Below are 24,859 nucleotides of genomic sequence, written 5' to 3'. Positions count from 1 at the left end.
ACTTGTCTGGAGAGCCGAAGATGCGTGTTGCCCGTTCGTTAGTCCTTGTTGCCTTGCTGCCGTTGTTTGCCGCCTGCCAATTGTTCGATGGCCAGCGTGAAAGTGCCTCGCATGTCGGGCAGACGCGAATGCAGGGGCAACTGACGGCGGTCGACGGCAAACTGGTGTTCCAGCCGTGTCAGGATCAACGCCAATACGTGATCAACGACATCGGCGGCACCAGCATCCTGCAAGAGGCTGCGACCCTCGCCGATGAGCAGGGCAAACTGTTCGCCGACGTACGCGGCAAAGTCGCCGGCGACCGCCTCGACCTCACCCAGTTGTATCGCGTCGAGCGCTCCGGCACCGCGTGCGATGACGCCAATTTCAAGCTGCTGATCCTGCGCGCCTCCGGCCATGGCCCGGAATGGAACGTCAAAGTCAGCGGCAAAGGCATGGTCATCGACCGTGATGGCCAGCCACCGCTCGCCGTGCCTTATGTTGAAGAACAACTGGGCGACGGTCGCTTCAATCTCAGCAGCGAAGCCAACAACCAGCGCATCGAACTGTGGGTCGCGCCGCAACGCTGTGTCGACAGCAAAACCGGCAGCGTGCAGCACATGAGCGCCGAACTGCGCATCGACGGCCAGGTGCAGCGTGGCTGCGGGTATTTCGGCGGATCGCGCAACGACTGAGCGTTTTAGCCTCACCGGATCCGGCCTTTGCGGCTTATAATCGCGGCCTTCAAACGCCCTGGCGCAGTTGTGCGCCCCGCGAACCCGGATCCTCGCCATGTTACGAATCACTGAACTCAAGCTGCCAATCGACCATCCCGAAGAAGACCTGCGCGTCGCCATCGTGCAGCGCCTGGGCATCGCCAGCGATGACTTGCTCGATTTCACCTTGTTCAAGCGCAGCTACGACGCGCGCAAAAAATCCTCCGAACTGTGCTTCATCTACACCATCGACCTCAACGTGCGCGACGAGGCCAAGGTGCTGGGCAAGTTCGCCGACGACCGTAACGTCAACGTGGCGCCGGATGTCAGCTACAAATTCGTCGGCCAGGCGCCGAGCGACCTGAGCCAGCGCCCGATCGTGGTCGGTTTCGGCCCGTGCGGGATCTTCGCCGGCCTGTTGCTGGCACAGATGGGCTTCAAGCCGATCATCCTCGAACGCGGCACCGAAGTGCGTCAGCGCACCAAGGACACCTGGGGCCTGTGGCGTAAAAGCGTGCTCAACCCCGAGTCCAACGTGCAGTTCGGCGAAGGCGGCGCGGGGACGTTCTCCGACGGCAAGCTGTACAGCCAGATCAAGGATCCGAAGTTCCTTGGCCGTAAAGTCCTGCACGAATTCGTCAAGGCTGGCGCGCCGGAAGAAATCCTCTACGTCAGCAAGCCGCACATCGGCACGTTCCGTCTGACCGGCATGGTCGAAACCATGCGTGAAGAAATCCGCGCACTGGGTGGTGAAGTGCGCTTTCAGGAGCGCGTCACTGACGTGCTGATCGACGACGGCCAACTGGTCGGCGTGCAACTGGCGAGTGGCGAAACCCTGCATTCGAAACACGTGGTCCTGGCCCTCGGCCACAGTGCCCGTGACACCTTCCGCATGCTCCACAGCCGTGGCGTGTTCATGGAAGCCAAGCCGTTCTCGGTGGGCTTCCGTATCGAACACCCGCAATCGCTGATCGACCGCGCGCGGCTGGGCAAATACGCCGGCCACCCGAAACTGGGCGCTGCCGACTACAAACTGGTGCACCACGCCAAGAACGGCCGCTCGGTCTACAGCTTCTGCATGTGCCCGGGCGGCACCGTGGTCGCGGCGACTTCCGAGCCGAACCGCGTGGTCACCAACGGCATGAGTCAGTACTCGCGTAACGAGCGCAATGCCAACTCCGGCATCGTCGTTGGCATCACCCCGGAAGTCGACTACCCGGGTGGCCCGCTGGCCGGCATCGAGTTGCAGGAGCGTCTGGAATCCCACGCGTTCATCCTCGGCGGCAGCAATTACAAAGCCCCGGCGCAATTGGTCGGCGACTTCATCAACGACATTCCTTCGACCGAACTGGGTGAAGTCGAGCCGTCGTACAAACCGGGCGTAGCACTGGGCGATCTGGCCCTGGCGCTGCCGGACTTTGCCATTGAAGCGATCCGTGAAGCATTGCCGGCGTTCGAGAAGCAGATTCGCGGTTACTCGCTGCACGATGCGGTGTTGACCGGGATCGAGACGCGCACCTCGTCGCCGCTGCGTATTACCCGTAACGAGACGCTGCAGAGCATGAACGTGAAGGGCTTGTTCCCGGCCGGTGAAGGCGCGGGTTATGCGGGCGGGATTCTGTCGGCGGGGGTTGACGGGATTCGCATCGCCGAAGCCGTGGCTCGCGACATTCTGGGCCTGGAAGCCTGATCAGCTAAATCTGCAACAACGCAAAAAACTGTGGGAGCTGGCTTGCCAGCGATGGCGGAAATTCAGTCAACATCAATGTTGAATCTGAGTTAGTCATCGCTGGCAAGCCAGCTCCCACATTTGATTCAGGTGTGTCAGATATTGGCGCGCAACACTGAAGTCGGCAGCGCCTCACCGCGTTCGGCAGTCGCCACTACCGCCGCGATCAACCCACTCAACTCATACCCCTGCACCTTGAGCCAGTCCTGATCGTAATAAGTGTCGGCATAACGTTCGCCGCCATCGCACAAAATCGCCACGATCGACCCCGACTCCCCCGCCACTTTCATCTGCTGCGCCGCCATCAGCGCACCGATCAGATTGGTCCCGCTCGACCCGCCGACATGCCGCCCCAGACGCTGCGCCAAATAGTGCATGGCTGCCAGTGACAAGGCGTCCGGCACCTTGACCATGGCATCGATCACTTTGGGCAGGAACGACGCCTCCACCCGTGGCCGACCAATACCCTCGATCCGCGAACCGCAATCCAGACGCAGACTGGCGTCGCCGGTCTGGTAGTAATCGAAGAACACCGAACGCTCGGCATCCGCGCACAGTACGCGGGTGCAGTGCTGGCGATAACGCACGTAGCGGCCGAGGGTCGCGGTGGTGCCGCCGGTACCGGGGCTGGAAATCAGCCAGCTCGGCTCGGGATGCTTCTCGTAGCGCATCTGCTGGAAAATCGATTCGGCGATGTTGTTGTTCGCTCGCCAGTCGGTGGCGCGCTCCGCGTAAGTGAACTGGTCGATGAAGTGACCACCATGCTCGCGAGCCAGGCGCTCGGATTCGGCGTAGATCTGCGTCGGATCTTTCACCAGATGACTCTGACCACCGTAGAAAGCAATCTGGGCAATCTTCTCCTTCGACGTGGTCGCCGGCATGACCGCTATGAACGGCAGACCGAGCATGCGTGCGAAATAGGCTTCGGAAATCGCCGTCGAGCCGCTGGACGCCTCGATCACCGGCGCGCCGGGTTTGAGCCAGCCATTACACAGCGCATACAGAAACAGCGAACGGGCCAGACGGTGCTTGAGGCTGCCGGTCGGATGACTGGATTCGTCCTTGAAGTACAACTCGATGCCCGGGAAACCCGGCAGCGGCAAGGGGATCAGGTGGGTGTCGGCGCTGCGCTGGAAATCCGCTTCGATGATGCGGATGGCTTCGCGTGCCCACTGTCGGTTGTCGCTCATGGTCATGATTCTCGTTGGATCGCGGCGGGAGATCAGCCTCCCTGGAAGGCTCATCCGTCAGCTTAGGAAAAATCCTGCAGCGCGCACAGATACAGCTGAGTCTCAATGTGTCAGGCAACTGCTAGGCTCAGCGTGACTTGAGCCAGACACCTTGTAACGACATATAACAAAAAAGAATATAACTTTTGTTTTAACAACTAACAGTACGGGTTAGGGTGTTCCACCTTTTTGACGATTCGATGGAGAGCGACCTTGCCTCTGCGTAGCACTTTCACGCGTTTCTTTCAGTTGGAAGCTGCCAGCGGTCTGTTATTGATCGCCGCGGCCATTCTGGCTTTGATTATCAACAACTCGCCCCTGTCGTGGCTGTACACCGGCCTGCTCGACACGCCAGTGGTAGCACAGATCGGCGCGCTGAAAATCGCCAAGCCCTTGCTGCTGTGGATCAACGACGGCCTGATGGCGCTGTTCTTCCTGCTGATTGGCCTGGAAGTGAAGCGCGAAGTCCTCGACGGTCAGCTGTCCAAGCCATCGCAGATCGTGTTACCTGGCGCGGCCGCTATCGGCGGCATGCTGGTGCCGGCGCTGATCTACTGGTTCCTCAACCGCGACAACCCGGCAGCGCTCGACGGCTGGGCCATCCCGACCGCCACCGACATCGCCTTCGCCCTCGGCGTGCTGGCCCTGCTGGGCAAGCGTGTGCCTGTGTCGCTGAAGCTGTTTCTGATGACGCTGGCGATCATCGATGACCTTGGCGCCATCGTGATCATTGCGATTTTCTACTCGGGTGAATTGTCGACTCTGTCGCTGGGTCTGGCGGCGGCGTGTATAGCGGCGCTGGTGGCGATGAACCGGCTCGGCGTGGTCAAGCTTGGGCCGTACATGATCATCGGCCTGATCCTGTGGGTGTGCGTTCTCAAGAGCGGTGTCCATGCGACGCTGGCCGGCGTGACTCTGGCCTTCTGCATCCCGCTGCGCACGAAAAACGCCGAACCTTCGCCACTACTGACGCTGGAACACGCGCTGCATCCCTGGGTCGCGTACGGCATTCTGCCGCTGTTCGCCTTCGCCAACGCCGGTCTGTCGCTGAGCGGTGTCACCGTCGAAAGCTTTACCCACCACGTACCGATGGGCATCGCCGTCGGCCTCTTGCTGGGCAAGACCGTCGGCGTGTTCGGCCTGACCTGGCTGGCCGTGAAGATCGGCATCGCTTCCCTGCCCCAGGGTGCCAATTGGGGTCAGGTGTTGGGCGTCGCCATCCTCTGCGGCATCGGCTTCACCATGAGCCTGTTTGTCGGTTCGCTGGCGTTTGAACCGGGCGTGAGCGACTACGCCGGCATGGATCGAATGGGCATTCTGACCGGATCGTTGTTTGCCGCGTTGATCGGTTATGCGGTGACGGCGGCGGCGAGTCGCAAGAACACAGCCTTACCGGCATAGAACCGTGTGGTGAGGGGGGTTATCCCCTTCACCACCGTTCATTTCCAATCCCGTCTCGATACATAGCGAACAATCCCACGTCTTTAGAGACGCGTCCTACAGCCACATCTTTCGCGCTTCGTTAACGTCGCACAGCCCTTTCAAGGGGCTGTCGATGGATAAGCGAAAGGACGATCAGTGGCTCGCAACAAGGACATTCCCCGGGTTCCCAACCCACCGGCGGGCGACGGGCACCTCGTCACTCACCGATACATGACGGCCAGCGAACTGACCGCTCGCGAATCCAGACAAAACGCTTATGACGCCATGTTGGCGCGGCAGGAGGCTTTTGAGCGCACCCGCGAAGTGGCTGCGACAAAGTCTGAGGTTCCGCGCGCTGGGTGCGTGTTCGCCAAGTCCTGCAAGTTACCGGACGCCATCATTGACTACTCGAATCCTTCGGGCATGGTGCCTACCGACAGCCTGAAGGACTACGGTGAAATTGCGTGGCTCGGCGCTCGCGAAGTCGATGCCGCGGGCGTGCTGAATCTGCAAGCGATCAGCGGCGACACGGTTTCACTGGGCGTCGGGCGCATCGCAATACGCATGCCCGCCCTCACCGCTAGCACTATCACATCACTTGGCGCGGTGGGTGCTGCCGCTCTCTCGGCAGTGGTCGCGCTGTTCTGGACGCCCACCCTCGGCGACAGCGCGCTCTACACCGAAGATCAACTACGCGCCCTGAAACAAGCCCGTACCCGTGTGCGCCTGCGCGTTGAACAACAGACGGACGGCAGCCTCAAGGGCTACGGCTTTTACACCGGCAAGAACCGCGATTGGGAAATGGTCGATGTCGTGCAGTTCAGTGCGCGTGGCAGCCAGTTCATCGCGGATCTTGGTGAAGGCGTCGAGCTGATCTGGACGCCGGCGGTGGATGGCTCGGACATCCTCGGCATCCCTGCCTTGGAGGCTGCACCGCAGGCGCCACATATCTGGGTGTATCCGCCGACGAAAGCGGCGGATGGGATTCTGGTGAATCCGGTTTATCCGCCGGAGTATCGGGATTTCATTTTGGTGTTTCCGGCGAATTCGGGGGTTAAGCCGGTATATATAGTCTTAAACGTTCCTAAAGATTTCAAATACCACCCCGCCCCTGTTTCGCTGCCGGCGTTTCCAGACGTGAAACCTGCACCACTGAAAACCTCCGTTCGCGGTGGAGGGAAAAAGCGAAGACGTTGGAAAGATGCATCGGGGAAAATTTACGAATGGGACTCTCAGCATGGCAAGGTTGAGATGTACACCAAGCAAGGAAAACACCTTGGAGAATACGACCCGAAAACAGGGAAACAAACAAAGCCTGCCGATTCCACAAGGAGAGTAGAAAAATGAAGCATGTAATAGAGGTATTCGATCGAAAGACTGAGGATTTGCTCCTAAGCGTGGAGATCGCGTCGCATCACGAGGAAGCATTGAAGGTGCTGATGAACTGGCAGCATCCTGAAGATGAGTTCGATGGCTCTGATTTAGACGAAGAGCAGATCAAAGTTTTGGAGGACTGGACTGGTGAAAAGCTCTTGGACGCTACTCATATAGTTCAGTTGGTGTGCATCGAATGACTTATGGCAACTTCAAGCTGAAACACACCATCGAGGCATTTAATAAACGCACAGCTCGGTTAGTTTTCGAGATCCCAGTTCCCGATGGAAACATTGAGCGGCTCAGAATAATCATGCATTGGGTCAATCCCGAAGACGAAATCTTTGGTTATGACCTCGACCAAGAGCAGATAAAGCAATTGGAAGCTTTAATCGGTCGAGCTTTCTACGACTCTAAATACGATTTTCAAATGGGTTGTCATGGAAGCGAGTAAATACCTTAAAAAAACCCCGACCAGTCACCTGATCGGGGTTTTCTTTACCCTAAATCCCGCTTAGTGCGAAACGCGGCTGGTCCCGCCAACGGTGGAGATGCGTACACGTTCACCAACGCGGAACACTTCATTCTCCTGAACCTGCTGCACATAGGCGCGCATGCTGCCGTCGTCTTCGCGCACGGTGATTTCCACGCCTTGGGTACGGGTCAGGCCTTCTTCAGTAGCCGAGCCGATCAGACCACCGGCCACAGCACCGATGACCGCAGCCACGATGCTGCCTTTGCCGCCACCGATGGCGCTGCCGCCGACACCGCCGACCACTGCGCCTGCAGCGCCGCCGATTGGGGTCTTGGTGCCTTCGATCTTGACCGGACGCAGGGATTCGATGGTGCCCATGCGAATCGTCTGCACGCGACGCGCTTCGTCACGGGAGTAGGAGTCACCGGTCAGGCTCGATTGGCAGCCGGTAAGCAACATCGCCATCGTGGAAAAGGAAGCAACCAGCAGAACAGACTTACGCATAGCATCAACTCCAAAGAAACATATATTCATTAAACTCCGTGGCTTGACGCCTGTCACGACACCGCCCGGACAAATTGGCTTTCATTCAGGCGCGGTACAGACACCTGCTTTACCAGAGGTAGCCACTACAGTAGCGCCAAATTACCGATTCTGCGCCACGGACACCAAGGATTTTCATGGATTACTTCATCATTGCCGTTACCACCGTCGCCGGTTTGTACTTCCATGGGTGGCTGTACGTACGGATCAAACGCTGGATGGATCGCGATCTGGCGTTGTCACTGGCCGGCAAGGACGAAGGCAAACGCGCCTTCATGCTCGAACAATTGGCCCGCGCTCAGGCGCAGAAGATCAAGCGTCGAGACCTGCCGAAGTGGCTTGAGGCCGCTGCGGCAGGCTATCTCGCTCGGTAGACTGCCTAGGGTGCCAGACGTTCAAGAATCCAGTCGGCGCCCTGCACTCGGTAGTTGAGGCGATCGTGCAGACGGCTCGGACGGCCCTGCCAGAACTCGATGCGCTCGGGCAGCAAGCGGTAACCGCCCCAGTGTTGCGGGCAGTCAGGCTGGGTGTCGCTGAATCGTTGTTCGGTCGCCTTGAGCAGATCTTCCAGCTCTCCCCGCCCGTTGATCACCCGGCTCTGCGGCGATGCCCAAGCGCCCAGACGACTGCCCAGCGGTCGCACCTGATAATACGCATCGGACTCTTCAGGCGTGACCTTCACTACCCGGCCTTCGATGCGCACCTGGCGCTCAAGGGTCGGCCAGAAGAAGGTCATGGCGGCAAACGGATTGACCGCCAGATGTTGGCCCTTGGCACTGTCGTAGTTGGTGAAGAAGGTGAAGCCCTGCTCGTCCAGGCCCTTGAGCAGCAGAATGCGGCAATGCGGACGCCCGTCCGCATCGACCGTGGCCAGGGTCATGGCGTTGGCTTCCACCGGCGCCTGTTCGGTTTTCACCGCATCGGCGAACCATTGGTGGAACAGCGCGAACGGCTCGGCCGGGGCCTGCGCCTCGGTCAAGCCATCCCGGGTGTAATCACGACGCATATCTGCCAGAGCCTGGGTCATGGCGCAGTCCTTTTCGTTAGCGGATCACTTTTTGGTGGCGTCGGCAGCGGCGACTTTCTTGTCGGTCGCAGCGGCTTTGGCGGGTGCGGTTTTCTTCGCCGGAGCCTTGGCTGGCGCTTTCTTCGCCGGTGCTTTGGCAGCGGCTTTCTTGGCCGGTGCCTTTTTGGTGGCCGGTACGGCAGCTTTCTTCGCGGCTGGCGCCGGGGTGACTGGTTTGGCCACTGGCTTGACGTCCTGCGCAGCGACCATGGTCACTGGCTTTGGCGCCGGCATGTTGTATTTGCTCAACAGCGCAACCATGGTGTTCTGCGGGGTCACCAGCATTTCCACGCGACGGTTCAGGGCACGGCCTTCAACGCTGTCGTTGGCGGCACGCGGGGCTTCTGAGCCCATGCCGCGCAGCATCAGGCGATCACGCTGCAAGCCGCTGAGGCGGAAGATCGCCGCAATGGCCTGGGCACGTTCTTGACTCAGTTTGATATTGGCTGGCGCAGCACCGCTGGAGTCACTGTGGCCAAGTACCAACACCGCAGTTTTCGGGTCGGCTTCGAGGATTTTCGCCACGCGGGTGAACGGGCCGAGGGTCACTGGCAGCAACATCGCCGGGCGATCCGGGTTGAACGAGCCTTCTACCGGCGCGGTCACGACCAGCACGTTGTCACGGCGTTCGAGTTGCAGATTGCTGTCCTGGATCGCGGTACGCAGGCGTGGTTCGTAGTCGTCGAGCCAGGCTTGAGTGACTTTCGGGTCCGGCATCGGCACGACCTTGGCGGTGTCCTGATCCTTGCCGCCGAACGGCCACCACCATTTGCCGCCCTTGTCGGCCTCGGCTTTGGCCACTTCAACCGGTTTGGCTTCGGGCTTCACTTCCGGCTTGGTGTCGGCCTTGGCGGTCGAATCGTCCGAGCCAAAAGGCCAGTACCATGGGCTGCTGCTTTCAGCCTTGGCTACCGGAGCGGCGGCAGCGGGTTTCAACGGAGCCGGGGCAGGCTCTTTGGCCGCCACCTTGTCGGAAGACCCGAACGGCCACCAGCTACCGCCGTCGGCATCGTTTTTCGGAGTCTGTGCACAACCGGTGATCGCAACACACAGGGCCAGGGCGAGAGTCGTTTTAGCTGACATTGAAAATCCACAAAATGAAGTAATGAAAAATCAGAGCACTTTCGCCCGGATAAACAGACGCTTTGAATCGAAAAACCTGTCGAGGTTCCGGCCCTGGAACCTCTGATGACGCTTTACAGACAAGTGGCAAGCACCCGCGCGAGCTTCTGCGCACGCGGATCCATCAAGACGTACGGCCCTAGGGTATTTGTCACAAAACCAAACGCGACATCATGCTCAGGGTCAGCAAAACCGATCGAACCGCCTGCGCCCGGATGGCCGAACGCCCGTGGGCCGAGGCCATAAGTGGCGTTGGGCACGTCCGGTTGATCGAGCATGCAGCCCAGACCGAAACGGGTGCGGGTCAGAAGGGTCTTGTCTTCGCCGAGGCTATGCTCGCGGGTCAGCTCTTCGAGCATGTCGCTTTCAAGCAGGCTGCCGTCGAGCAGACCGGCGTAGAAACCAGCGAGGCTGCGCGCGTTGCCGTGGCCATTGGCTGCCGGTTGTTGCATGCGCCGCCACTCCGGTTTGTTGGTGCTGGTGAGCACCGACGGTGGGTTGGTGAAGGCGCGGGTGGTCATGGCGGTCGGTTCACGCATGGTCACTTGCAGAAGACGCTGAGCGGCGGCATCACCCGCATTGCCCTTGCCCCGGGCGATATGTGCGACACGGTGAAACTCTTCGTCGGCCAAACCGACATGGAAATCCAGACCCAGTGGCTTGGCGACACGGGCGACGATGGATTCACCCGGTCCGCGACCGTCGGCGCGGCGCAACAACTCACCGATCAGCCAGCCGTAAGTGATCGCGGCATAACCGTGGCCAGTGCCCGGCGTCCACCACGGCGCCTCAGCCGCGAGAGCGTCGACCATGGTTTGCCATTCATAAAGGGCTTCAGGCGCCAGCAACTCGCGCAGGGCCGGCAGACCGGCCTGATGGCAGAGCAATTGGCGTAGGGTCACGGCCTCTTTGCCGGCGGCGGCGAACTCCGGCCAGTAGCGGGCGACCGGAACATCCAGTTGCAACTTGCCCTCGGCGACCAGTTGCAGCGCTGTCACGGCGGTGAAGGTTTTGGTGCAGGAGAACAGGTTGGCGATGGTGTCGCTGTGCCAGGCCTCGGCGCCGTCCTTGTCGGCAGTACCGGACCAGAGGTCGAGGACGGTTTCTCCGCCGACCTGTATGCACAAGGCTGCGCCGCGTTCCTGGGAATCGTCGAACAGTGCGGCGAAAGCCTCGCGCACCGCTTCGAATTGAAGCTCGTAATGTCCCTGAATCTGCACCCGCAACTCCCCCGCGAAAACGCTCTACAAAGTGGCCCGCATTGTTCCAGCCCTTGAGGGATTTGGGAACAGCTGCGGGCTGGACGGTTGAATCGGATTTTTGGTTGTGGCGAGGGGGCTTGCCCACTCGCCACAGTGTCAGTCAGTGACCATTGCCCGAATGCCCACCCGCATGCCCTGCCCCTGGGCCTTTTCCGGCTTCGCCCTTGCGCCCGCCTTCAGCTTCATGACCGGCGACCGCTGCGGCTTTCTCCGCCTCTTTGCCAAGCTGATCAACCGCCTGCAAATTGCTCTTGCGCACCGTTTCGACAAAGCCCTGATACGGCAGATCGGTCACACCGACCAAACCAAAGTGCCCGTTCTCGCCATCCAGCAGACGCCCGGTCACCGGTTGATCCAGATACTGGAACCAGTGCACGCCGACAATCGACGGTTCACTCAAGGCCTGTTTGAGGAAGTTGGCATACGCCGCGCCGCGATCCTCTTCCTTGGCCAGTTGCGTCACACCGCCCCAGAACGGGCCGCGATCAGTGGAGCCGAAGTTGAACTCGGTAATCAGCACCGGTTTGTCCAATGCATTCAAAGCGGCAAAGTCATAACCGTCCTGCGGTTTGAGCGTGTACATGTTGAAACTCAGCACATCGCAATATTGCGCGCAGGACGCCACGGCTTCCGGGGTGCTGATGGCGAAGCGGCCGCCGAGCAGCAACTGGTTCGGCGCATGCCATTTCAGCGAGTCGGAGATGGTCTTGAAATAGGTGTCGGCGAAGACCTTCTGGAAGTATTTGAAGTCGGCCTCGATTTCCGGGTGTTCCGGGTTCGGCAGCGGCGGGACGAAACCCGGATCTTCCATCAATTCCCACGCCGGCAGGTCGATGCCCCAGGCTTTCGACAGCCCCGCCTGATTACGGTATTTGTCACGCAATTGCTTGAGAAACGCGCGTTTGGCCGGCACGTCGGTGGTCATTTTCAAGGTGCCGTACGCCAGCGCGTAACGGGATTTCGGATCGTCGCCGGGACCGGCCCACGCCAGTTCGTTATCGGCAAAATAGCCAATCAGCCACGGATCATCGCGATGATCGCGGGCAGCGATGGCCACGGCGCGTTCGGTGGCCATCGCGAAACGCGGATCGAACGGGTCGGGCATGCCGCCCCACCAGTCGCTGCCGGTGCTGATGCTGGTGTAATCGCCGACGATCGACAGCGGCAAGGTGTACGGCACGCGGTCGGCGTCAGCCAGCGCATCGGCACTCCAGTTGCCGATCGTGTTGAAACCCCAGGCTTGCAGGCGATCAAGGGTATGGCTGGCCCACTGCTGCTCATTGACCGTGGCTTTGCACGGAGCCGTGACGGTTTGATCGGCAGCTTTTTCAGCAGTCGTTGCCACCGCGTCGGTTTTCGCCGCTTCGGCGACACCGGACTTCGCTTCACTGGCGCCTGCTACAGGTTCTGCGGCTTTCGCTGCCGTTTCTTCCACCGCGCCAGCCTTGGCCGCTTCAGCGATCCCCGCCTTGCTGTCGCTGTCCGGCGCGCAAGGCTCGCCGTAGACACGCTGCAGGTTGGCGGCATAGAAGTCGTACCAGCGCCCATTGCCGTAGCCCCGGCCCTGATCGGCGCCGTTGCCGCCACGGTTGTCGCCTTCACCAAAGTGAATGGCAAGGGGCTCGCCGGTTTTTGGCAGGGATTCGAACATGTATTCGCGACCCGCCACGTAGGTCTGGTTGACCTCGGGGCTGATGGTGTTGACGCCGAGGGAGTAAAACGGATGCCCTTCTGGCGTCACCAGATACCAGCGACCGTCGCGTTTTTCCGTGCGGAAGAAGCCGCTGGCCTTAAAGGCCGGGCCTTTGCTCCAGCCGCCGAACTTGTCCAGCGAGGACTTCCCGCGCTCGGCCAGCCAGGTTTTCAGCTGTTGCTGTTCCTTGGCGGCGGCAGATTTGAGTTGTTCGTCAGTGGCGATTTTTTCCGGCCATTTGCTGCGGGTCGACTGACCATAAGCGTCGACCAGATTGCCGTACACCGCTTGCGTGACCGCCTCGCCGTCCTGCACGCCAAAGCGTTCGAGCAGCAGGCTCTGGGCAACTTTCGGCTGATCCATCGACAGACTCACCGATACGATTTGGCTTCGATCAATCTCGCCGCTACTGCTGGCCAGCAAAATGCGTTGACCATCGACGGTCATCGGCATCGGCGGCCCGGCCTTCATGCCCTGGCTCAGTGGCGTAGCCGCTACCAACGGCACCAGCAAGGTTTGCGCCGGGCCGGCCGGCAGGTCGACGCGACTGGTCAGCGTCTGGCCATTGTTGCTCTGGATCTGCACATAGACCGTCACGGCCCAGTTCATCGCACTCTGCAGGCGCAGGCTCATCATTCCGGACTGCGACCAGTCCCAGGCACCGGTCTGCGGAGTCAGGCGCAACGTCGGGCGGGCCACCGGGTTGAACGTCACCCGGCGCAGCACTTCGCCCTCAGGGGTTTGTTCGGCGTTGGCTTGCGGCAGGTCGGCGTTTTCCGTGGTGATTTTCACCACGTCGGCGGGACGGACAAAGTTGAACAGCGTCTGCTGGCCAGCAGGCGCCGCCAGCAACGGGGCGGCGAAGATCAAGGCAAACACGGCAGGCAATGAACGGCGGATCATAAGAACGGAGTTCTCCCTAACGACCAAAAGGCCAATGGAAAAGCGTTGGCAGAGAGATAGACAGCGCGGCGGGCGAAATTGCCCACCGGTGTCTCAGGATATTTCACGACGGAAAGGAGGCAACGCATTGAGGATCGCCTTGCCGTAGCGCTGGGTGACCAGGCGCCGGTCGAGCAAGGTGATGGTGCCGCGGTCTTCTTCGGTACGCAGCAGACGCCCGCAGGCCTGAACCAGCTTCAGCGAGGCATCGGGCACCGAGATTTCCATGAACGGATTGCCGCCACGGGCTTCGATCCACTCCGACAGCGCGGCCTCGACCGGATCGTCCGGCACCGAGAACGGAATCTTGGCGATCACTACGTGCTCGCAATACGCGCCCGGCAAGTCGACACCCTCGGCAAAACTGGCGAGACCGAACAGCACACTGGAATCACCGCCATCGACCCGCGCCTTGTGCTTGTTCAGGGTTTCCTGTTTCGACAGGTTGCCTTGAATGAACACTTGCTTGCGCCAGTCGCGGTCGAGACCGTCGAACACGTCTTGCATCTGTTTGCGCGAGGAGAACAGCACCAGCGTGCCGCGCGAACCTTCGACCAGATCCGGCAACTCACGGATGATCGCGGCGGTGTGAGCAGCGGCATCGCGAGGGTCGGCTTTCAGATCCGGCACGCGCAACACGCCAGCGTCAGCGTGATGGAACGGGCTCGGCACCACGGCGGTGACGGCTTTTTTCGGCAGGCCGGCACGCATGCGGAAGCGGTCGAACGTGCCCAGCGCGGTCAGCGTTGCCGACGTCACCAGACAGCCGTAGGCGACGTTCCACAGGCTGCGGCGCAAGGTTTCGGCGGCGAGGATCGGGCTGGCGTTGACCTCGATGTCGAACAATGAGCCGCTTTCGGCCAGGGTCAGCCAGCGCGCCATCGGCGGGCTGTCTTCCGGGTCTTCGGCGGTGAACGCGGTCCACAGTTCCCAGTTGCCGGAGGCACGGGACAACAGGCTGCCGAACAGCGGATACCACTCTTCGGCCTGATTGCTGGCGATGCCGATGTTGACCTCGCCGTCCATGCCTTCCTTGAGCAGGTCGGTCAGGCGCGTGAACAGGTCATTGAGACGGGCGAAGCCTTTCTTCAGCTCAATGCCCATTTCGCGCATGTGTTCGGGAATGACCCCGGCAACAAAGCGATGGCGAGGCCGCTCACGGCCCTCGACGTCTTCGCCGGGTTTGAAATCGGCAATCTGCTCGCAGGCCGTAAACATGAACTGCTGCTGGGTCTTGATCTCGCGCGCCAACTCCGGCACTTGCTCGATCAACTTGCCGAGATCTCCCGGCAGCGGATGCTGGGCCAGCAACTTGGTGAGGTTCTTGGCGGTGGTTTCCAGCCAGTCGGCGGTGGAACGCAGGCGTGTGTAATGGGCGAAGTGGCCGATGGCCTTGTCCGGCAGGTGATGGCCTTCGTCGAACACGTAAATGGTGTCGCGCGGGTCGGGCAACACCGCGCCGCCGCCGAGCGCCAGGTCAGCCAGAACCATGTCGTGGTTGGTGACGATCACGTCAACCTTGCCCATGCCCTCGCGGGCCTTGTAGAAGGCGCACTGGCCGAAGTTCGGGCAATGGCGGTTGGTGCATTGGCTGTGATCGGTGGTCAGGCGCGCCCAGTCGGCGTCTTCCAGCGCATTGGGCCAACTGTCGCGGTCGCCGTCCCATTTATTGCCGGCAAGCTTTTCGATCATGCTGGTGAACAGCTTCTGACTGGCCTCATCGACCTCGATCTTGAAGCCTTCCTCTTCGAACAGCTGGGCCGTGGCGGTTTGCGCGTGACCTTCCTGCAAAAGCATGTCGAGCTTGGACAGGCACATGTAACGGCCACGGCCCTTGGCCAAAGCAAAGCTGAAGTTCAGCCCGCTGTTGCGCATCAGGTCGGGCAAATCCTTGTAGACGATCTGCTCTTGCAGCGCGACGGTCGCGGTCGCGATCACCAGACGTTTGCCCGCCAGTTTGGCAGTAGGGATCGCCGCGAGGCTGTAGGCCACGGTTTTACCGGTACCGGTGCCGGCTTCCACCGCGACAATCGCGGGGTCGCCACTGCGCCGGCCTTCGTCGTCGGTATCGATATCTCCGAGGACTTTGGCGATTTCAGCGATCATCAGGCGCTGGCCGTAACGAGGCTTGAGGCTCTTGGCCTCTAGAAAACGCGAGTAGGCGCCCTGGATCGTGGTTTTGAGTTCAGTGCTGATCATGGATTGTCGGGCGCAAAAAACGCTGGATAAATTTTCAGTGGTTTCGGATGGCGGCTATCATACCCCGCTAATTAATCCCGCGCAGAACGGAGTGCCCCAATGACACCTTTTAGCCTCGTTTACCCCCTGCATGTCCTCTCCGCCCTCGTGTGGGTCGGCGGCATGTTTTTCGCCTGGATGGTCCTGCGCCCGGCGGCTGTGAAGGCCCTCGACGGCCCTGCCCGCCTGACACTGTGGGTGGAAGTGTTTCAAGGTTTTTTTCGCTGGGTCTGGGTCGCGGTGATCATCTTGCCGATCAGCGGCGTAGGCATGTTGCATCTGCAGCAGGTCGGTTTTGAGACCGCACCGAAATATGTGCAGGTGATGATCGGGTTATACGTGGTGATGACGGCGCTGTTTATCCGGATTCAGGGGTTGATGCTGCCAGAGCTGCGCAAAGCGGTTGAAGCAAAGTACGGGCCGACAGGTGCGGCGGTGCTCGGGCGGATTCGCCGGGTGGTGGGGATTAATCTGATTGTCGGGTTGCTGCTGGTGGCGATTGCGGCGGCGCGGCCGATGTTCTGAGCCACAGCATTTTTTAAGCTGTGAACACTGCTGTGGCGAGGGGATTTATCCCCGATGGGTCGCGAAGCGTCCCCGCTCTTTAATCCAAAAGCGGGGACTGCTACGCAGTCCATCGGGGATAAATCCCCTCGCCACAATTGAGCCTTGCTGTTCTTTAGAAGCGCTGCACGGTCACGGCACCCGCCGCGCCGACCGGTCCAGGCTGACCATCAGCGCCGGCCTTGCCATTCTTGCCGCCATCGGCGCGATACACCAGGCAGCCCTTGGACTTGCCGCCCTTGCCGGCCTTGCCGCCAACGCCCGCCGGGCCACCGGCACCGCCGGCCACGTTGACCTTGATCAGCTCCGCCGGAAACTCACGCGGCACTTCAAGGCGTACCAGCCCACCCGGAGCACCGGGTTGACCGTCACTGCCGTCACTGCCATCAGCACCGTGCCCGGCCGAGCCATAAGTGCAGCCCGGATCTTCACCGTTGCCACCGTCCAGTCCGACAAAACCAGGCGCACCGGTGCCGCCACGAGCATCGACCAACAGTTGCGGCGCGTTCAATGCCTTGAACTGCAGATTCAGATTGCGCCCTGCCCGGGCGGCTTTTTCGTAGGTGCCCGGTGCACCGCGTGCGGTGATCTGGCTGCCTTCGCCGAGTTCTGCGCGAGCAACCTTCATGTCCAACGCCTGTGCCCCCGGCACGATGGCGATCCGAGCTTCGTGACCGAGGCGCAATTCACCGACACTCAGTTCAGTGACGTTGGCGGGAATCAGCAAGGTGCCGTAATCGGCCACGTCCAGGCGCTCAAGCTGCAAAGTGCCGGTGTTGTTAGGCAACCGCATAAGGGAGTTGGGTTCGACGCTGACCACTTGGGCACAGGCCAATGGGCTGATGAATGCAGCGAGCAAGCAGAGTTTACGCATGGGAAGAAGCCTCCGGAGCGGCCGGGGCCGGGATGGTTTGCAGGTGGAATACGCCGAACAGCAGGATGCGGCCACGGTCACGCCAAGGGTGCGGACGTCCCTTGAGGCTGCGATTGCACAGCAGCACTTCGAGCACATGAACCGTTAACAGCAGACCGCCGGCCAGATTGACCAGCAGATGCAGCGGATGAACAAAGGGTACAAGCTGATTGGCCAGCACCACACAGCAGAACAGCAGGGTCAATAACCGCCCCAGCCCCCAGAACACTTTCATACGCTCCCCCGTGTTGCGAATTATTCTTTGGGCGCACAGTAACGGCTTCTGCGGGGGATAAGCCAGAGGCAAAAATGAAAAAACCTTGCCGAGCCGCCAAATGGCTGCCGCAGCGACGATGATCGCCCCGGCAGCTCTAGCTCGCGGACTACAGACACATCCTAGCGATTGATGTGCAGCTCCACTCTGCGGTTTTGCGCGCGCCCTTCGTCGGTCGCGTTATCCGCCACCGGCTCGCTTTCGCCACGCCCTTCACTGGTCAGTTTGTTCGGCGCCAGGCCCTGACTCAGCAGATAAGCCGCGACGCTGCTGGCGCGTCGTTCGGAAAGCGCCTGGTTGTATGCATCCGATCCTTTGCTGTCGGTATGGCCGATGACTTTGATGCTCACCACGTCGGCATTGCGCAGTTTGTCCATCAACGTATCGAGCTGGGCCTTTGCCGCTGGCGTCAGGTCAGACTTGTCGAAATCGAAGAGCACGTTGCCGGCATCGCTCAAGGTGATGACTTCGGTTTGCGGAGCCGGTTCGACCGGTTTCTGTGCCACCGGGTACTGCGGCAGTGGACAGCCACGGTGATCGACCGGGGTGTTGGCCGGGGTATCGGGGCAACGGTCACGGCGGTCGAATACGCCGTCGCCGTCTTCATCGCCGTCCTGGGCATAACAGATCAGTCCGCCGGTAAGAATCCCCAGCGCCGCGCCGCCACCGGCCCAGCCGCCACTTTCGATGGCGCCGAGACCGCCACCGACCAGCCCGCCGATAAGGCTGCAGATCGGCCACGTACGTTGATTGAGAGGTGCAGTGCCATCGCTGTGGGTGGCGCAACCGGTGAGCAAGCTGCCTAGCAGCAGCACCGGCAAGACGGACCTTGAGAAAACAGTCATTGTGAAAGCTCCTGTGTCACCGGCCCATACCGGTTACACAGGAGTAAAGACCCGCATCCGCGACTGCACAAGCCGCGGATGCGAGAGGCCTAGCGGACGATTTTGATTTCGGTACGACGGTTTTGCGCACGACCGTCAGCAGTTTTGTTATCGGCAACAGGCTGGCTTTCACCCAGACCGGACACCGAAACGAAGCTGGCACGTGGCACACCTTGCTGGATCAGGTATTCCACCACCGAGTGCGCACGACGGTCCGACAGTTTTTTGTTGTAGGCATCGCTGCCCACGCTGTCGGTATGACCGGTCACGGTCAGTTGTGCGGTCGAGGATTCCTGTTTCAGGCGTGTGGCGACTTTGTCGAGCACTTGCTTGTCGGGGCCGGTCAGCGTGGCTTTGTCGAACTGGAAGTGCACATCACGAATAACGATGGTTTCTTCCTTGACTACTACAGCCTCTTCAACCACTGGCGCAGGGGCTGGTGGAGGGCAACCGTCAGCGTCGACCTGTACACCTTTAGGCGTGTGCGGGCACTTGTCGCGACTGTCCGGCACACCATCGCCGTCTTCATCGCCATCACCGTGCACCCAGCAATAGGCCGCTGCCGTACCACCGACCACCAACGCGCCATAACCGGCCCATGCCGAACTCTCGGTCGCGCCGAGGCCGGCACCGACAACACCACCGACCGCCGCACAGGTCGGCCAGTCGGTTTTCTGCAAACCTGCGCAACCAGTCAACACACTGGTTAGCAGAATCAAAGGTAATGCTGTCCGAACTATGCTCATCTGGTTTTCTCCTGAGGGATCGGCTTAGAACCGATTCAGGGAGTAAAGACCGGAGTTTTAATCTCCGCCAGCAATAGGCCACTGCTGTTTGCGACCGTGTTCACAGGACTTTGGCGCATTTGTCGCAAACCTGCGCGGCAGGGCTCTTTGCCGCCGCAGTCAGGCAGGCTAGTCTTGGCGGTCTGATTGAGGAGCTTCGATGAACGTCGCCATTTCTTCCCGTACGCCGCAACAGGCGTTGGCCGCTTTGCTGGATCGCTACGCGCCGGCGCGTCTGCTGCTGATCGGTGCCAGTGAATTCCCCGCGCTGAGCGCTTTCAAACAAGCGCATCCAGACACGTGCGTGGCCCACGCCGCGCCCGGCGCCTTGCCGGCGGAACTGGCGGCGCGGCGTTTCGATCTGGCGCTGGTAGTCGACTGCCTGGAGCATTTGCCCAAGCGCGACGGCCTTAACCTGCTGGGCGGTATTCGCAATCTCAACGCCAGCCGCATCGCAGTGCTGGCGGACCTTTCGGCCAGTGGCTGGCAGGAAACCGATTTCTACTCGCTGGCGCTGCAAGCCAGCGAACGCTTCCAGCGTGACGAACAGGTGTTGACCCTGTTTACCTACGATCTGCTTGACTACAAACAAGTCCCCGACTGGCTCAACTCACGGTTCTGGGCCAATCCGGAAAACTTCGGGAAATACTGGTGGTAATGCAATGAGTACAGCCATTTGCCCTTGCGGCAGCGGCAATCTGCTGGATGCCTGCTGCGGTCATTATCACGAGGGCCATCCGGCCCCGTGTGCCGAAGCCCTGATGCGTTCGCGCTACAGCGCCTATGTGCTCGGGCTGATCGACTATCTGGTGGCGACCACCCTGCCCGCTCAGCAATCGGGTCTTGATCGGCAGTCGATCAGTGCCTGGAGCGCGCAGAGCACCTGGCTCGGCCTTGAGGTCGAAAGTTCGGAAGTCTTCGGCGGCCAGCCGGAACACGCCTTCGTTACCTTCACTGCGCGCTGGCACGACGACCAGGGCGAACACAGCCACCGTGAGCGCTCATCGTTTGTGCAGAACGCCGGCCGCTGGTACTTCATTGATCCGACCGTGCAGTTGAAGCTGGGGCGCAACGACAGTTGCCCATGTGCCAGTGGGCAGAAATTCAAGAAGTGCTGCGCGGGATACTTTGGCGCTTGAGATTAAAAAATCGCAGCCTTCGGCAGCTCCGGCACGGGATTTCGTTCACCCCATAGGAGCTGCTGAAGGTTGCGATCTTTTAGCGTCTAGACTGGCAGCAAAGGGAGTCAATCCATGCTCGGTCACTGGCGCACACTGAAAACCCTCACCCTGCTGCTGTTTCTCGGGCTCAGCGGCTGCGCCTCATGGTTCAGCGACGACACCCGCGACCCCGCCGTGCACCTGGTAAAAGTCGAAGTGGTACGGGCCAAACTGCTCGAGCAGAAATTCATCCTGCACTTTCGCATCGACAACCCCAACGACAGCGACTTGACCGTGCGCGGTCTGGAGTACCGCATTCATCTGGCCGACATGCTGCTGGCCGAAGGCGAGTATGAACACTGGATCACCGTCGGGCCGAAGCGCAGCGCCTTTTATAAGGTGCCGATTCGCACCAATCTTTGGCCGCAGGTGAAAGAGGTGGTGAAAATGCTGAAAAGTCCAAATCAGCAGATTCCCTATCGGTTACAAGGCGAAATGGAAACCGGTTTATTCATCGCCCACTACGTGCACCTTGAGCGCAATAGCGTGATAATCCCGGCCGATTTAATTCCGGAGCAACACCGATGACTCAGCAACCTCATGTCCATGGCCCTGACTGCAATCACGATCATGACCATCACCACGATCACGATCACGATCACGGCCATGTCCACGGCCCGAACTGCGGCCACGCCCACCAGGAACCGGTGCGCAACGCCCTGAAAGACGTCGGCCGCAACGACCCTTGCCCATGCGGCAACGGCAAGAAATTCAAGAAGTGCCACGGCGCTTGATGCCTTGGGCGAAGAGCCTCTTCGCCTGACACACCGCCTTCGCGAGCAGGCTCGCTCCCACATTTGAACGCACCGTGATACCTGTGGGAGCTGGCTTGCCAGCGATGAAGCCGGCACCTTCAACATTGCTGGCGCCTGACACACTGCTATTGCTGGCAAGCCAGCTCCCACAATGGCCGGTGTTTCAGCAATATGGGAGCGAGCCTGCTCGCGAAGGGGCCGGCACATTCAATGAAAGCTTTTCAGCCTGCCGCCAGAATCCGCGCCGAACTGACCACCGTCGCATACTCCCCATGCAAATTCCCCAGCGACATCCCGTGCACGTCTTCAGCCGTACGCAACGTGCCGAAGTAATCGGCCTTGTCGAAGGTGAAGCACGCATCCTCTGCCACCCACGTATCAAACCCCAGATTGCCCGCCGTACGCGCCGTGGCCTCCACCGAGTTGTGGGTCGCCACGCCGACGATGACCAATTGCCCGATCCCCGCCTCACGCAACCGCGCCGCAAGCCCGGTGGCACAGAACGCATCCGGCACTTGTTTCTGGATCAGCCACTCACCGTCCCGGGGCAAAAACCTTGGCTGAAACTCCACCCCTTCCTGCTCGGGCCAGAACACCGAATCCGGCTCACGGGATAGATGCTGCACATGGATGACCGGCCGCTCGCTGTGCCGCCAAAGCCCCAGCAGATCGAGGATTCGCTCCTCAGCCTGCGGATTGTTACGCCGCCCCAAGCGGGGGTGCAGGATGCCTTTTTGCTGGTCGATGATGATCAGTGCAGCGTTGGCCTCAAGTTCCATGGCGGTCTCCTCACGCAAAGTCATTGAATGTGCCGCAGTTTACGCATGGAGTTGAGATTTTGCGGCGAGGGCGCTTGCTCCCGCTCGGCTGCGCAGCAGTCGCAAGTCCAGACAACGCATTTTTTTGATAAATGGCGGCACAGGGTCTGGGAGTGCTTCGCACTCCAGCGGGAGCAAGCTCCCTCGCCACAAAAACCCGGTTATCCCTGAAGATTTGCAGTTGGTCAGGCAAATCGAGAAATAACCGCTCGCCCCGCTTGCGCGGCCCCCTCCTGCTCACTAACGTAGCGGCTTTATTGCGCCCCCAGCCTTTACACCCCCGCAGGAGCTTTGCCATGGCCTCGCCAGCCCTCACACATTTTCTTCCCCGGTTCGGCGTTGCCGCAGCAGTGACCGGTGTCTTGAGCCTGTCCGGTTGCCAGACCTGGAACGCTCAGGACACCCTCCCGCCCACCTCCGGCGTGCAATCGCTCAAGGGCCTGGCGCAGAACGTTTCGGTGCGCCGCAATGCCATGGGCATGCCGTTGATCGAAAGCAACAGCTTCCATGACGCGCTGTTCTCGCTCGGTTATGTCCACGCCAGCGACCGCATCAACCAGATGGTCACCCTGCGCCTGCTGGCTCAGGGCCGTCTGGCGGAAATGTCTGGCGCCTCGATGCTCGACGCCGACCGCTACATGCGCGCCGTCAATCTGAAGAAAAGCGCCGCCGAACTTTACAAGGCTTCGTCGCCACGGCTGAAACGCTTTTTCGAAGTCTATGCCCGGGGCGTCAACGCCTACCTGTTCCGCTACGCCGACAAGTTGCCGGGCGACCTGGCCACAAGTGGCTACAAGCCTGAATACTGGAAACCGGAAGATTCGGCGCTGATTTTCGCCCTGCTGAATTTCAGCCAGTCGGCCAACCTGCCGGAAGAAATATCTTCACTGGTGCTCGCGCAAACCGTGACCACCGACAAGCTCGCGTGGCTGACCCCGTCCGCGCCTGACGAGAATCTGCCGCTGGCCGAAGCCGACAAGCTGCAAGGCCTCAAGCTCAACGGGCAAATCCCCGGCCTGAACGAACTGAGCAACGCCAGCCAGCAACTGTCGACGCTGAACCTGCTCGGCACCACGTCTTCGAACAACTGGGCCATCGCCCCGCAACGCAGTCGCAGCGGCAAGAGCCTGCTCGCCAGCGACAGCCATGGGCCATTGGCCGCGCCGTCGCTATGGAGTTTCGTGCAGATCCGCGCGCCGAAGTATCAGGCGGCAGGTGTGACCGTCGCCGGTTTGCCAATGGTGCTGGGTGGTTTCAACGGCAAAGTGGCCTGGAGCATGACCAGCGTGCTCGGCGATAACCAGGACCTGTTCCTGGAAAAAATCCGCCGTCAGGGCAGCAGCCTGACTTACGAGGTCAACGGCAAATGGCAGCCGCTGGGCGTGCGCAACGAAACCTATTTCGTCAAAGGCCAGCGGCCGATTCGCGAAGCGGTGTACGAAACCCGCCACGGCGCGTTGCTCAACAGTGCTCAGGCTGCGGCACAAGGCAACGGTTTTGGTCTGGCCCTGCAAACACCGAGCTTCACCGACGACAAATCCCTGGACGCGTTTTTTGATCTGAGCCGAGCGCAGAATGTTGAACGCGCCTCGGACGCGAGCCGCGAGATCCGCGCCATCGCCCTGAACCTGGTCTTCGCCGATGCCAGCAATATCGGCTGGCAAGTCACCGGACGTTTCCCCAATCGTCGTGAAGGCGAAGGCTTGCTGCCGTCGCCGGGCTGGGAAGGTCGTTACGACTGGGACGGTTACGCCGATCCGATGCTGCACCCCTACGATCAGGATCCGGCGCAAGGCTGGCTCGGCACCGCCAACCAGCGCGTCATCCCTCACGGTTACGGCATGCAACTGTCCAACTCCTGGGCCGCGCCGGAACGTGGCGAGCGTCTGGCGGAACTGGCTGGCAGCGGCAAACATGACAGCCGCAGCGTGATCGCCATGCAGTACGACCAGACCACGACTTTCGCCGCCAAGCTGAAGAAAGTCTTCGAAGCACCGGGCATGAAGCAGCCGCTGAAACAGGCAATCGATGCATTGCCGGAAGCCGATCGCAGCAAAGCTCGCGAGGCATTCACCCGCTTGATGGCGTTCGACGGCAAGCTCAGCCCTACCTCGGCGGATGCGGCGATCTATGAACTGTTCCTGCAAGAAAGCATGAAGCAGATCTTCCTCGACGAACTCGGCCCGGAATCCAGCCCGGCGTGGAAAGCGTTTATTGCCAACGGTGATTTGTCCTACGCAGCGCAGGCCGATCATCTGCTGGGACGCGAGGACAGTCCGTTCTGGGACGACATCCGTACGCCGCAGAAAGAAGACAAGGCTGTGATTCTCGCCCGCAGTTTTGCGGCAGCCATCAGTGCTGGCGACAGTCAGTTGGGCGGCGATCACAAAGCCTGGCAATGGGGCAAACTGCACAGCTACACCTGGAAAAACAGCAATGGTCAGACCGTTCGTGGACCACTGGCGGCGGGAGGCGATCACACGACGTTGAACACCGCAGCGTTTGCCTGGGGTCAGGATTTCACCACTACGCGTGCGCCATCGATGCGCTTCATCGTCGACTTCGGTCAAGCCGAACCGCTGATGGGGCAGAACGGTACGGGGCAGTCGGGGAATCCGGTCAGCCCGAATTACCTCAATGGCATTGATCAGTGGTTGAAAGGGCAATACATCGGCTTGCCGATGCAGCCGCAGAACTTTGACCGGGTGTATGGCAAAAACCGTCTGACCCTGACTCCCGGCAAGTAGCCCCCACGTTGATCGTTCCCACGCTCCGCGTGGGAATGCAGCCCGTGGCGCTCCGCGTCACTGGACGCAGAGCGTCCCTCGAGGCATTCCCACGCAGAGCGTGGGAACG

At 60.6% G+C, this 24,859-nt stretch carries 25 protein-coding genes; 13 read left to right on the top strand and 12 right to left on the bottom strand.

Annotated elements, in window-relative coordinates; translation table 11 throughout:
* The first annotated feature begins 20 nt into the window (after positions 1–20).
* A complete protein-coding gene (locus tag ACVVH8_RS06645; protein ID WP_475229127.1) occupies positions 21–674 on the top strand; it encodes a COG3650 family protein in 654 nt (217 codons plus the stop codon).
* A 97-nt stretch (positions 675–771) separates the two neighbouring features.
* Positions 772–2,385 carry an NAD(P)/FAD-dependent oxidoreductase gene (locus ACVVH8_RS06640; RefSeq protein WP_475229125.1) on the top strand — a complete coding sequence of 538 codons (1,614 nt, stop codon included), beginning with the start codon at positions 772–774 and terminating at the stop codon, positions 2,383–2,385.
* Positions 2,386–2,519: 134 nt separating this feature from the next.
* Here ACVVH8_RS06640 and ACVVH8_RS06635 read toward each other — a convergent pair whose 3' ends face one another.
* Positions 2,520–3,614 carry a PLP-dependent cysteine synthase family protein gene (locus tag ACVVH8_RS06635; RefSeq protein ID WP_103306617.1) on the bottom strand — a complete coding sequence of 365 codons (1,095 nt, stop codon included), beginning with the start codon at positions 3,612–3,614 and terminating at the stop codon, positions 2,520–2,522.
* Positions 3,615–3,866: 252 nt separating this feature from the next.
* Between ACVVH8_RS06635 and nhaA the strand changes: the two genes are divergently transcribed.
* The 4 genes from nhaA to ACVVH8_RS06615 all read left to right on the top strand — a co-directional run bounded on the left by nhaA (position 3,867) and on the right by ACVVH8_RS06615 (position 6,903).
* Entirely contained in the window at positions 3,867–5,054 is a 1,188-nt protein-coding gene (gene nhaA / locus ACVVH8_RS06630; RefSeq protein ID WP_475229122.1) for a Na+/H+ antiporter NhaA, read from the top strand.
* A gap of 177 nt (positions 5,055–5,231) precedes the next feature.
* On the top strand, positions 5,232–6,422 hold the full coding sequence (locus tag ACVVH8_RS06625; protein WP_475229120.1) for a colicin E3/pyocin S6 family cytotoxin: 1,191 nt from the start codon (positions 5,232–5,234) through the stop codon (positions 6,420–6,422).
* Entirely contained in the window at positions 6,419–6,649 is a 231-nt protein-coding gene (locus ACVVH8_RS06620) for a DUF7683 domain-containing protein (protein WP_103306602.1), read from the top strand. Before ACVVH8_RS06625 ends, ACVVH8_RS06620 begins: the two co-directional genes overlap by 4 nt.
* Complete coding sequence (locus tag ACVVH8_RS06615; protein WP_249412104.1) at positions 6,646–6,903, top strand: DUF7683 domain-containing protein; 258 nt, start codon at positions 6,646–6,648, stop codon at positions 6,901–6,903. The genes ACVVH8_RS06620 and ACVVH8_RS06615 overlap by 4 nt, the downstream gene beginning before the upstream one ends.
* Positions 6,904–6,963: 60 nt before the next feature.
* Here the strand turns inward: ACVVH8_RS06615 and ACVVH8_RS06610 are convergent, their stop codons facing one another.
* On the bottom strand, positions 6,964–7,428 hold the full coding sequence (locus tag ACVVH8_RS06610) for an outer membrane lipoprotein (RefSeq protein ID WP_007969461.1): 465 nt from the start codon (positions 7,426–7,428) through the stop codon (positions 6,964–6,966).
* Between the two features lie 176 nt (positions 7,429–7,604).
* Between ACVVH8_RS06610 and ACVVH8_RS06605 the strand changes: the two genes are divergently transcribed.
* On the top strand, positions 7,605–7,841 hold the full coding sequence (locus ACVVH8_RS06605; protein WP_475229118.1) for a hypothetical protein: 237 nt from the start codon (positions 7,605–7,607) through the stop codon (positions 7,839–7,841).
* A 5-nt stretch (positions 7,842–7,846) separates the two neighbouring features.
* Here ACVVH8_RS06605 and pdxH read toward each other — a convergent pair whose 3' ends face one another.
* The 5 genes from pdxH to dinG form a co-directional block, all read right to left on the bottom strand.
* The gene (gene pdxH / locus ACVVH8_RS06600) at positions 7,847–8,494 is read right to left on the bottom strand and encodes a pyridoxamine 5'-phosphate oxidase (RefSeq protein WP_475229115.1); all 648 of its coding nucleotides are present in this window, start codon (positions 8,492–8,494) and stop codon (positions 7,847–7,849) included.
* A gap of 24 nt (positions 8,495–8,518) precedes the next feature.
* Positions 8,519–9,616 carry an OmpA family protein gene (locus tag ACVVH8_RS06595; RefSeq protein ID WP_103306599.1) on the bottom strand — a complete coding sequence of 366 codons (1,098 nt, stop codon included), beginning with the start codon at positions 9,614–9,616 and terminating at the stop codon, positions 8,519–8,521.
* 113 nt (positions 9,617–9,729) lie between these two features.
* Entirely contained in the window at positions 9,730–10,875 is a 1,146-nt protein-coding gene (locus ACVVH8_RS06590; RefSeq protein ID WP_475229113.1) for a serine hydrolase domain-containing protein, read from the bottom strand.
* 142 nt (positions 10,876–11,017) lie between these two features.
* Positions 11,018–13,513 (bottom strand): beta-agarase, encoded by a 2,496-nt coding sequence (locus ACVVH8_RS06585; protein ID WP_475229111.1) that lies wholly within the window; start codon positions 13,511–13,513, stop codon positions 11,018–11,020.
* Positions 13,514–13,606: 93 nt separating this feature from the next.
* Positions 13,607–15,751, bottom strand: coding sequence for an ATP-dependent DNA helicase DinG (gene dinG, locus ACVVH8_RS06580; protein ID WP_103306596.1), 2,145 nt, complete (start codon positions 15,749–15,751; stop codon positions 13,607–13,609).
* Positions 15,752–15,850: 99 nt separating this feature from the next.
* On the opposite strand from dinG, the gene ACVVH8_RS06575 reads away from it, so the two are divergent.
* On the top strand, positions 15,851–16,315 hold the full coding sequence (locus tag ACVVH8_RS06575; RefSeq protein WP_475229109.1) for a DUF2269 family protein: 465 nt from the start codon (positions 15,851–15,853) through the stop codon (positions 16,313–16,315).
* Between the two features lie 154 nt (positions 16,316–16,469).
* Here the strand turns inward: ACVVH8_RS06575 and ACVVH8_RS06570 are convergent, their stop codons facing one another.
* From ACVVH8_RS06570 to ACVVH8_RS06555, 4 genes are all read right to left on the bottom strand, one after another.
* Positions 16,470–17,228, bottom strand: coding sequence for a hypothetical protein (locus tag ACVVH8_RS06570; protein WP_103306594.1), 759 nt, complete (start codon positions 17,226–17,228; stop codon positions 16,470–16,472).
* Positions 17,221–17,502 (bottom strand): DUF1145 domain-containing protein, encoded by a 282-nt coding sequence (locus ACVVH8_RS06565; RefSeq protein WP_103306593.1) that lies wholly within the window; start codon positions 17,500–17,502, stop codon positions 17,221–17,223. The genes ACVVH8_RS06570 and ACVVH8_RS06565 overlap by 8 nt, the downstream gene beginning before the upstream one ends.
* A 161-nt stretch (positions 17,503–17,663) precedes the next feature.
* Positions 17,664–18,386, bottom strand: coding sequence for a PA1041 family peptidoglycan-binding anchor lipoprotein (locus ACVVH8_RS06560; RefSeq protein WP_103306592.1), 723 nt, complete (start codon positions 18,384–18,386; stop codon positions 17,664–17,666).
* 89 nt (positions 18,387–18,475) lie between these two features.
* Positions 18,476–19,171: a PA1041 family peptidoglycan-binding anchor lipoprotein gene (locus tag ACVVH8_RS06555; RefSeq protein ID WP_103306591.1), complete on the bottom strand. Its 696-nt coding sequence runs from the start codon at positions 19,169–19,171 to the stop codon at positions 18,476–18,478.
* A 199-nt stretch (positions 19,172–19,370) separates the two neighbouring features.
* Here ACVVH8_RS06555 and ACVVH8_RS06550 point away from each other — a divergent pair, with 199 nt between their 5' ends.
* The 4 genes from ACVVH8_RS06550 (at position 19,371) to ACVVH8_RS06535 (ending at position 21,164) form a co-directional block, all read left to right on the top strand.
* Positions 19,371–19,868, top strand: coding sequence for a DUF6231 family protein (locus ACVVH8_RS06550; protein ID WP_213027754.1), 498 nt, complete (start codon positions 19,371–19,373; stop codon positions 19,866–19,868).
* 4 nt (positions 19,869–19,872) lie between these two features.
* Complete coding sequence (locus ACVVH8_RS06545) at positions 19,873–20,349, top strand: YchJ family protein (RefSeq protein WP_103306589.1); 477 nt, start codon at positions 19,873–19,875, stop codon at positions 20,347–20,349.
* Positions 20,350–20,463: 114 nt separating this feature from the next.
* Positions 20,464–20,958: an LEA/WHy family protein gene (locus tag ACVVH8_RS06540; protein ID WP_103306588.1), complete on the top strand. Its 495-nt coding sequence runs from the start codon at positions 20,464–20,466 to the stop codon at positions 20,956–20,958.
* Positions 20,955–21,164: an SEC-C metal-binding domain-containing protein gene (locus ACVVH8_RS06535; protein ID WP_018607772.1), complete on the top strand. Its 210-nt coding sequence runs from the start codon at positions 20,955–20,957 to the stop codon at positions 21,162–21,164. The genes ACVVH8_RS06540 and ACVVH8_RS06535 overlap by 4 nt, the downstream gene beginning before the upstream one ends.
* A 242-nt stretch (positions 21,165–21,406) precedes the next feature.
* On the opposite strand, the gene ACVVH8_RS06530 is transcribed toward ACVVH8_RS06535, so the two are convergent.
* Complete coding sequence (locus ACVVH8_RS06530; RefSeq protein ID WP_475229106.1) at positions 21,407–21,964, bottom strand: cysteine hydrolase family protein; 558 nt, start codon at positions 21,962–21,964, stop codon at positions 21,407–21,409.
* 335 nt (positions 21,965–22,299) lie between these two features.
* Between ACVVH8_RS06530 and ACVVH8_RS06525 the strand changes: the two genes are divergently transcribed.
* Positions 22,300–24,750 carry a penicillin acylase family protein gene (locus ACVVH8_RS06525; RefSeq protein WP_475229104.1) on the top strand — a complete coding sequence of 817 codons (2,451 nt, stop codon included), beginning with the start codon at positions 22,300–22,302 and terminating at the stop codon, positions 24,748–24,750.
* Positions 24,751–24,859 lie beyond the last annotated feature (109 nt).

The organism is Pseudomonas trutticola BRTCR10 (assembly GCF_056155105.1).
The sequence above is the reverse complement of the archived record's forward strand: the minus strand, read 5'-3'. Positions and strand labels throughout refer to the sequence as shown.

What these genes read in the sequence shown, in the direction of transcription:
- ACVVH8_RS06620 (WP_103306602.1), top strand. Translation starts at nt 6,419, where the DNA reads ATGAAGCATGTAATAGAGGTATTCGATCGAAAGACTGAGGATTTGCTC.
- ACVVH8_RS06530 (WP_475229106.1), bottom strand. Translation starts at nt 21,964, where the DNA reads ATGGAACTTGAGGCCAACGCTGCACTGATCATCATCGACCAGCAAAAA.
- ACVVH8_RS06605 (WP_475229118.1), top strand. Translation starts at nt 7,605, where the DNA reads ATGGATTACTTCATCATTGCCGTTACCACCGTCGCCGGTTTGTACTTC.
- ACVVH8_RS06570 (WP_103306594.1), bottom strand. Translation starts at nt 17,228, where the DNA reads ATGCGTAAACTCTGCTTGCTCGCTGCATTCATCAGCCCATTGGCCTGT.
- ACVVH8_RS06635 (WP_103306617.1), bottom strand. Translation starts at nt 3,614, where the DNA reads ATGAGCGACAACCGACAGTGGGCACGCGAAGCCATCCGCATCATCGAA.
- ACVVH8_RS06610 (WP_007969461.1), bottom strand. Translation starts at nt 7,428, where the DNA reads ATGCGTAAGTCTGTTCTGCTGGTTGCTTCCTTTTCCACGATGGCGATG.
- ACVVH8_RS06560 (WP_103306592.1), bottom strand. Translation starts at nt 18,386, where the DNA reads ATGACTGTTTTCTCAAGGTCCGTCTTGCCGGTGCTGCTGCTAGGCAGC.
- ACVVH8_RS06645 (WP_475229127.1), top strand. Translation starts at nt 21, where the DNA reads ATGCGTGTTGCCCGTTCGTTAGTCCTTGTTGCCTTGCTGCCGTTGTTT.
- ACVVH8_RS06545 (WP_103306589.1), top strand. Translation starts at nt 19,873, where the DNA reads ATGAGTACAGCCATTTGCCCTTGCGGCAGCGGCAATCTGCTGGATGCC.
- ACVVH8_RS06575 (WP_475229109.1), top strand. Translation starts at nt 15,851, where the DNA reads ATGACACCTTTTAGCCTCGTTTACCCCCTGCATGTCCTCTCCGCCCTC.
- ACVVH8_RS06525 (WP_475229104.1), top strand. Translation starts at nt 22,300, where the DNA reads ATGGCCTCGCCAGCCCTCACACATTTTCTTCCCCGGTTCGGCGTTGCC.
- ACVVH8_RS06615 (WP_249412104.1), top strand. Translation starts at nt 6,646, where the DNA reads ATGACTTATGGCAACTTCAAGCTGAAACACACCATCGAGGCATTTAAT.
- ACVVH8_RS06535 (WP_018607772.1), top strand. Translation starts at nt 20,955, where the DNA reads ATGACTCAGCAACCTCATGTCCATGGCCCTGACTGCAATCACGATCAT.
- ACVVH8_RS06640 (WP_475229125.1), top strand. Translation starts at nt 772, where the DNA reads ATGTTACGAATCACTGAACTCAAGCTGCCAATCGACCATCCCGAAGAA.
- ACVVH8_RS06595 (WP_103306599.1), bottom strand. Translation starts at nt 9,616, where the DNA reads ATGTCAGCTAAAACGACTCTCGCCCTGGCCCTGTGTGTTGCGATCACC.
- dinG (WP_103306596.1), bottom strand. Translation starts at nt 15,751, where the DNA reads ATGATCAGCACTGAACTCAAAACCACGATCCAGGGCGCCTACTCGCGT.
- pdxH (WP_475229115.1), bottom strand. Translation starts at nt 8,494, where the DNA reads ATGACCCAGGCTCTGGCAGATATGCGTCGTGATTACACCCGGGATGGC.
- ACVVH8_RS06565 (WP_103306593.1), bottom strand. Translation starts at nt 17,502, where the DNA reads ATGAAAGTGTTCTGGGGGCTGGGGCGGTTATTGACCCTGCTGTTCTGC.
- ACVVH8_RS06585 (WP_475229111.1), bottom strand. Translation starts at nt 13,513, where the DNA reads ATGATCCGCCGTTCATTGCCTGCCGTGTTTGCCTTGATCTTCGCCGCC.
- ACVVH8_RS06550 (WP_213027754.1), top strand. Translation starts at nt 19,371, where the DNA reads ATGAACGTCGCCATTTCTTCCCGTACGCCGCAACAGGCGTTGGCCGCT.
- ACVVH8_RS06540 (WP_103306588.1), top strand. Translation starts at nt 20,464, where the DNA reads ATGCTCGGTCACTGGCGCACACTGAAAACCCTCACCCTGCTGCTGTTT.
- ACVVH8_RS06555 (WP_103306591.1), bottom strand. Translation starts at nt 19,171, where the DNA reads ATGAGCATAGTTCGGACAGCATTACCTTTGATTCTGCTAACCAGTGTG.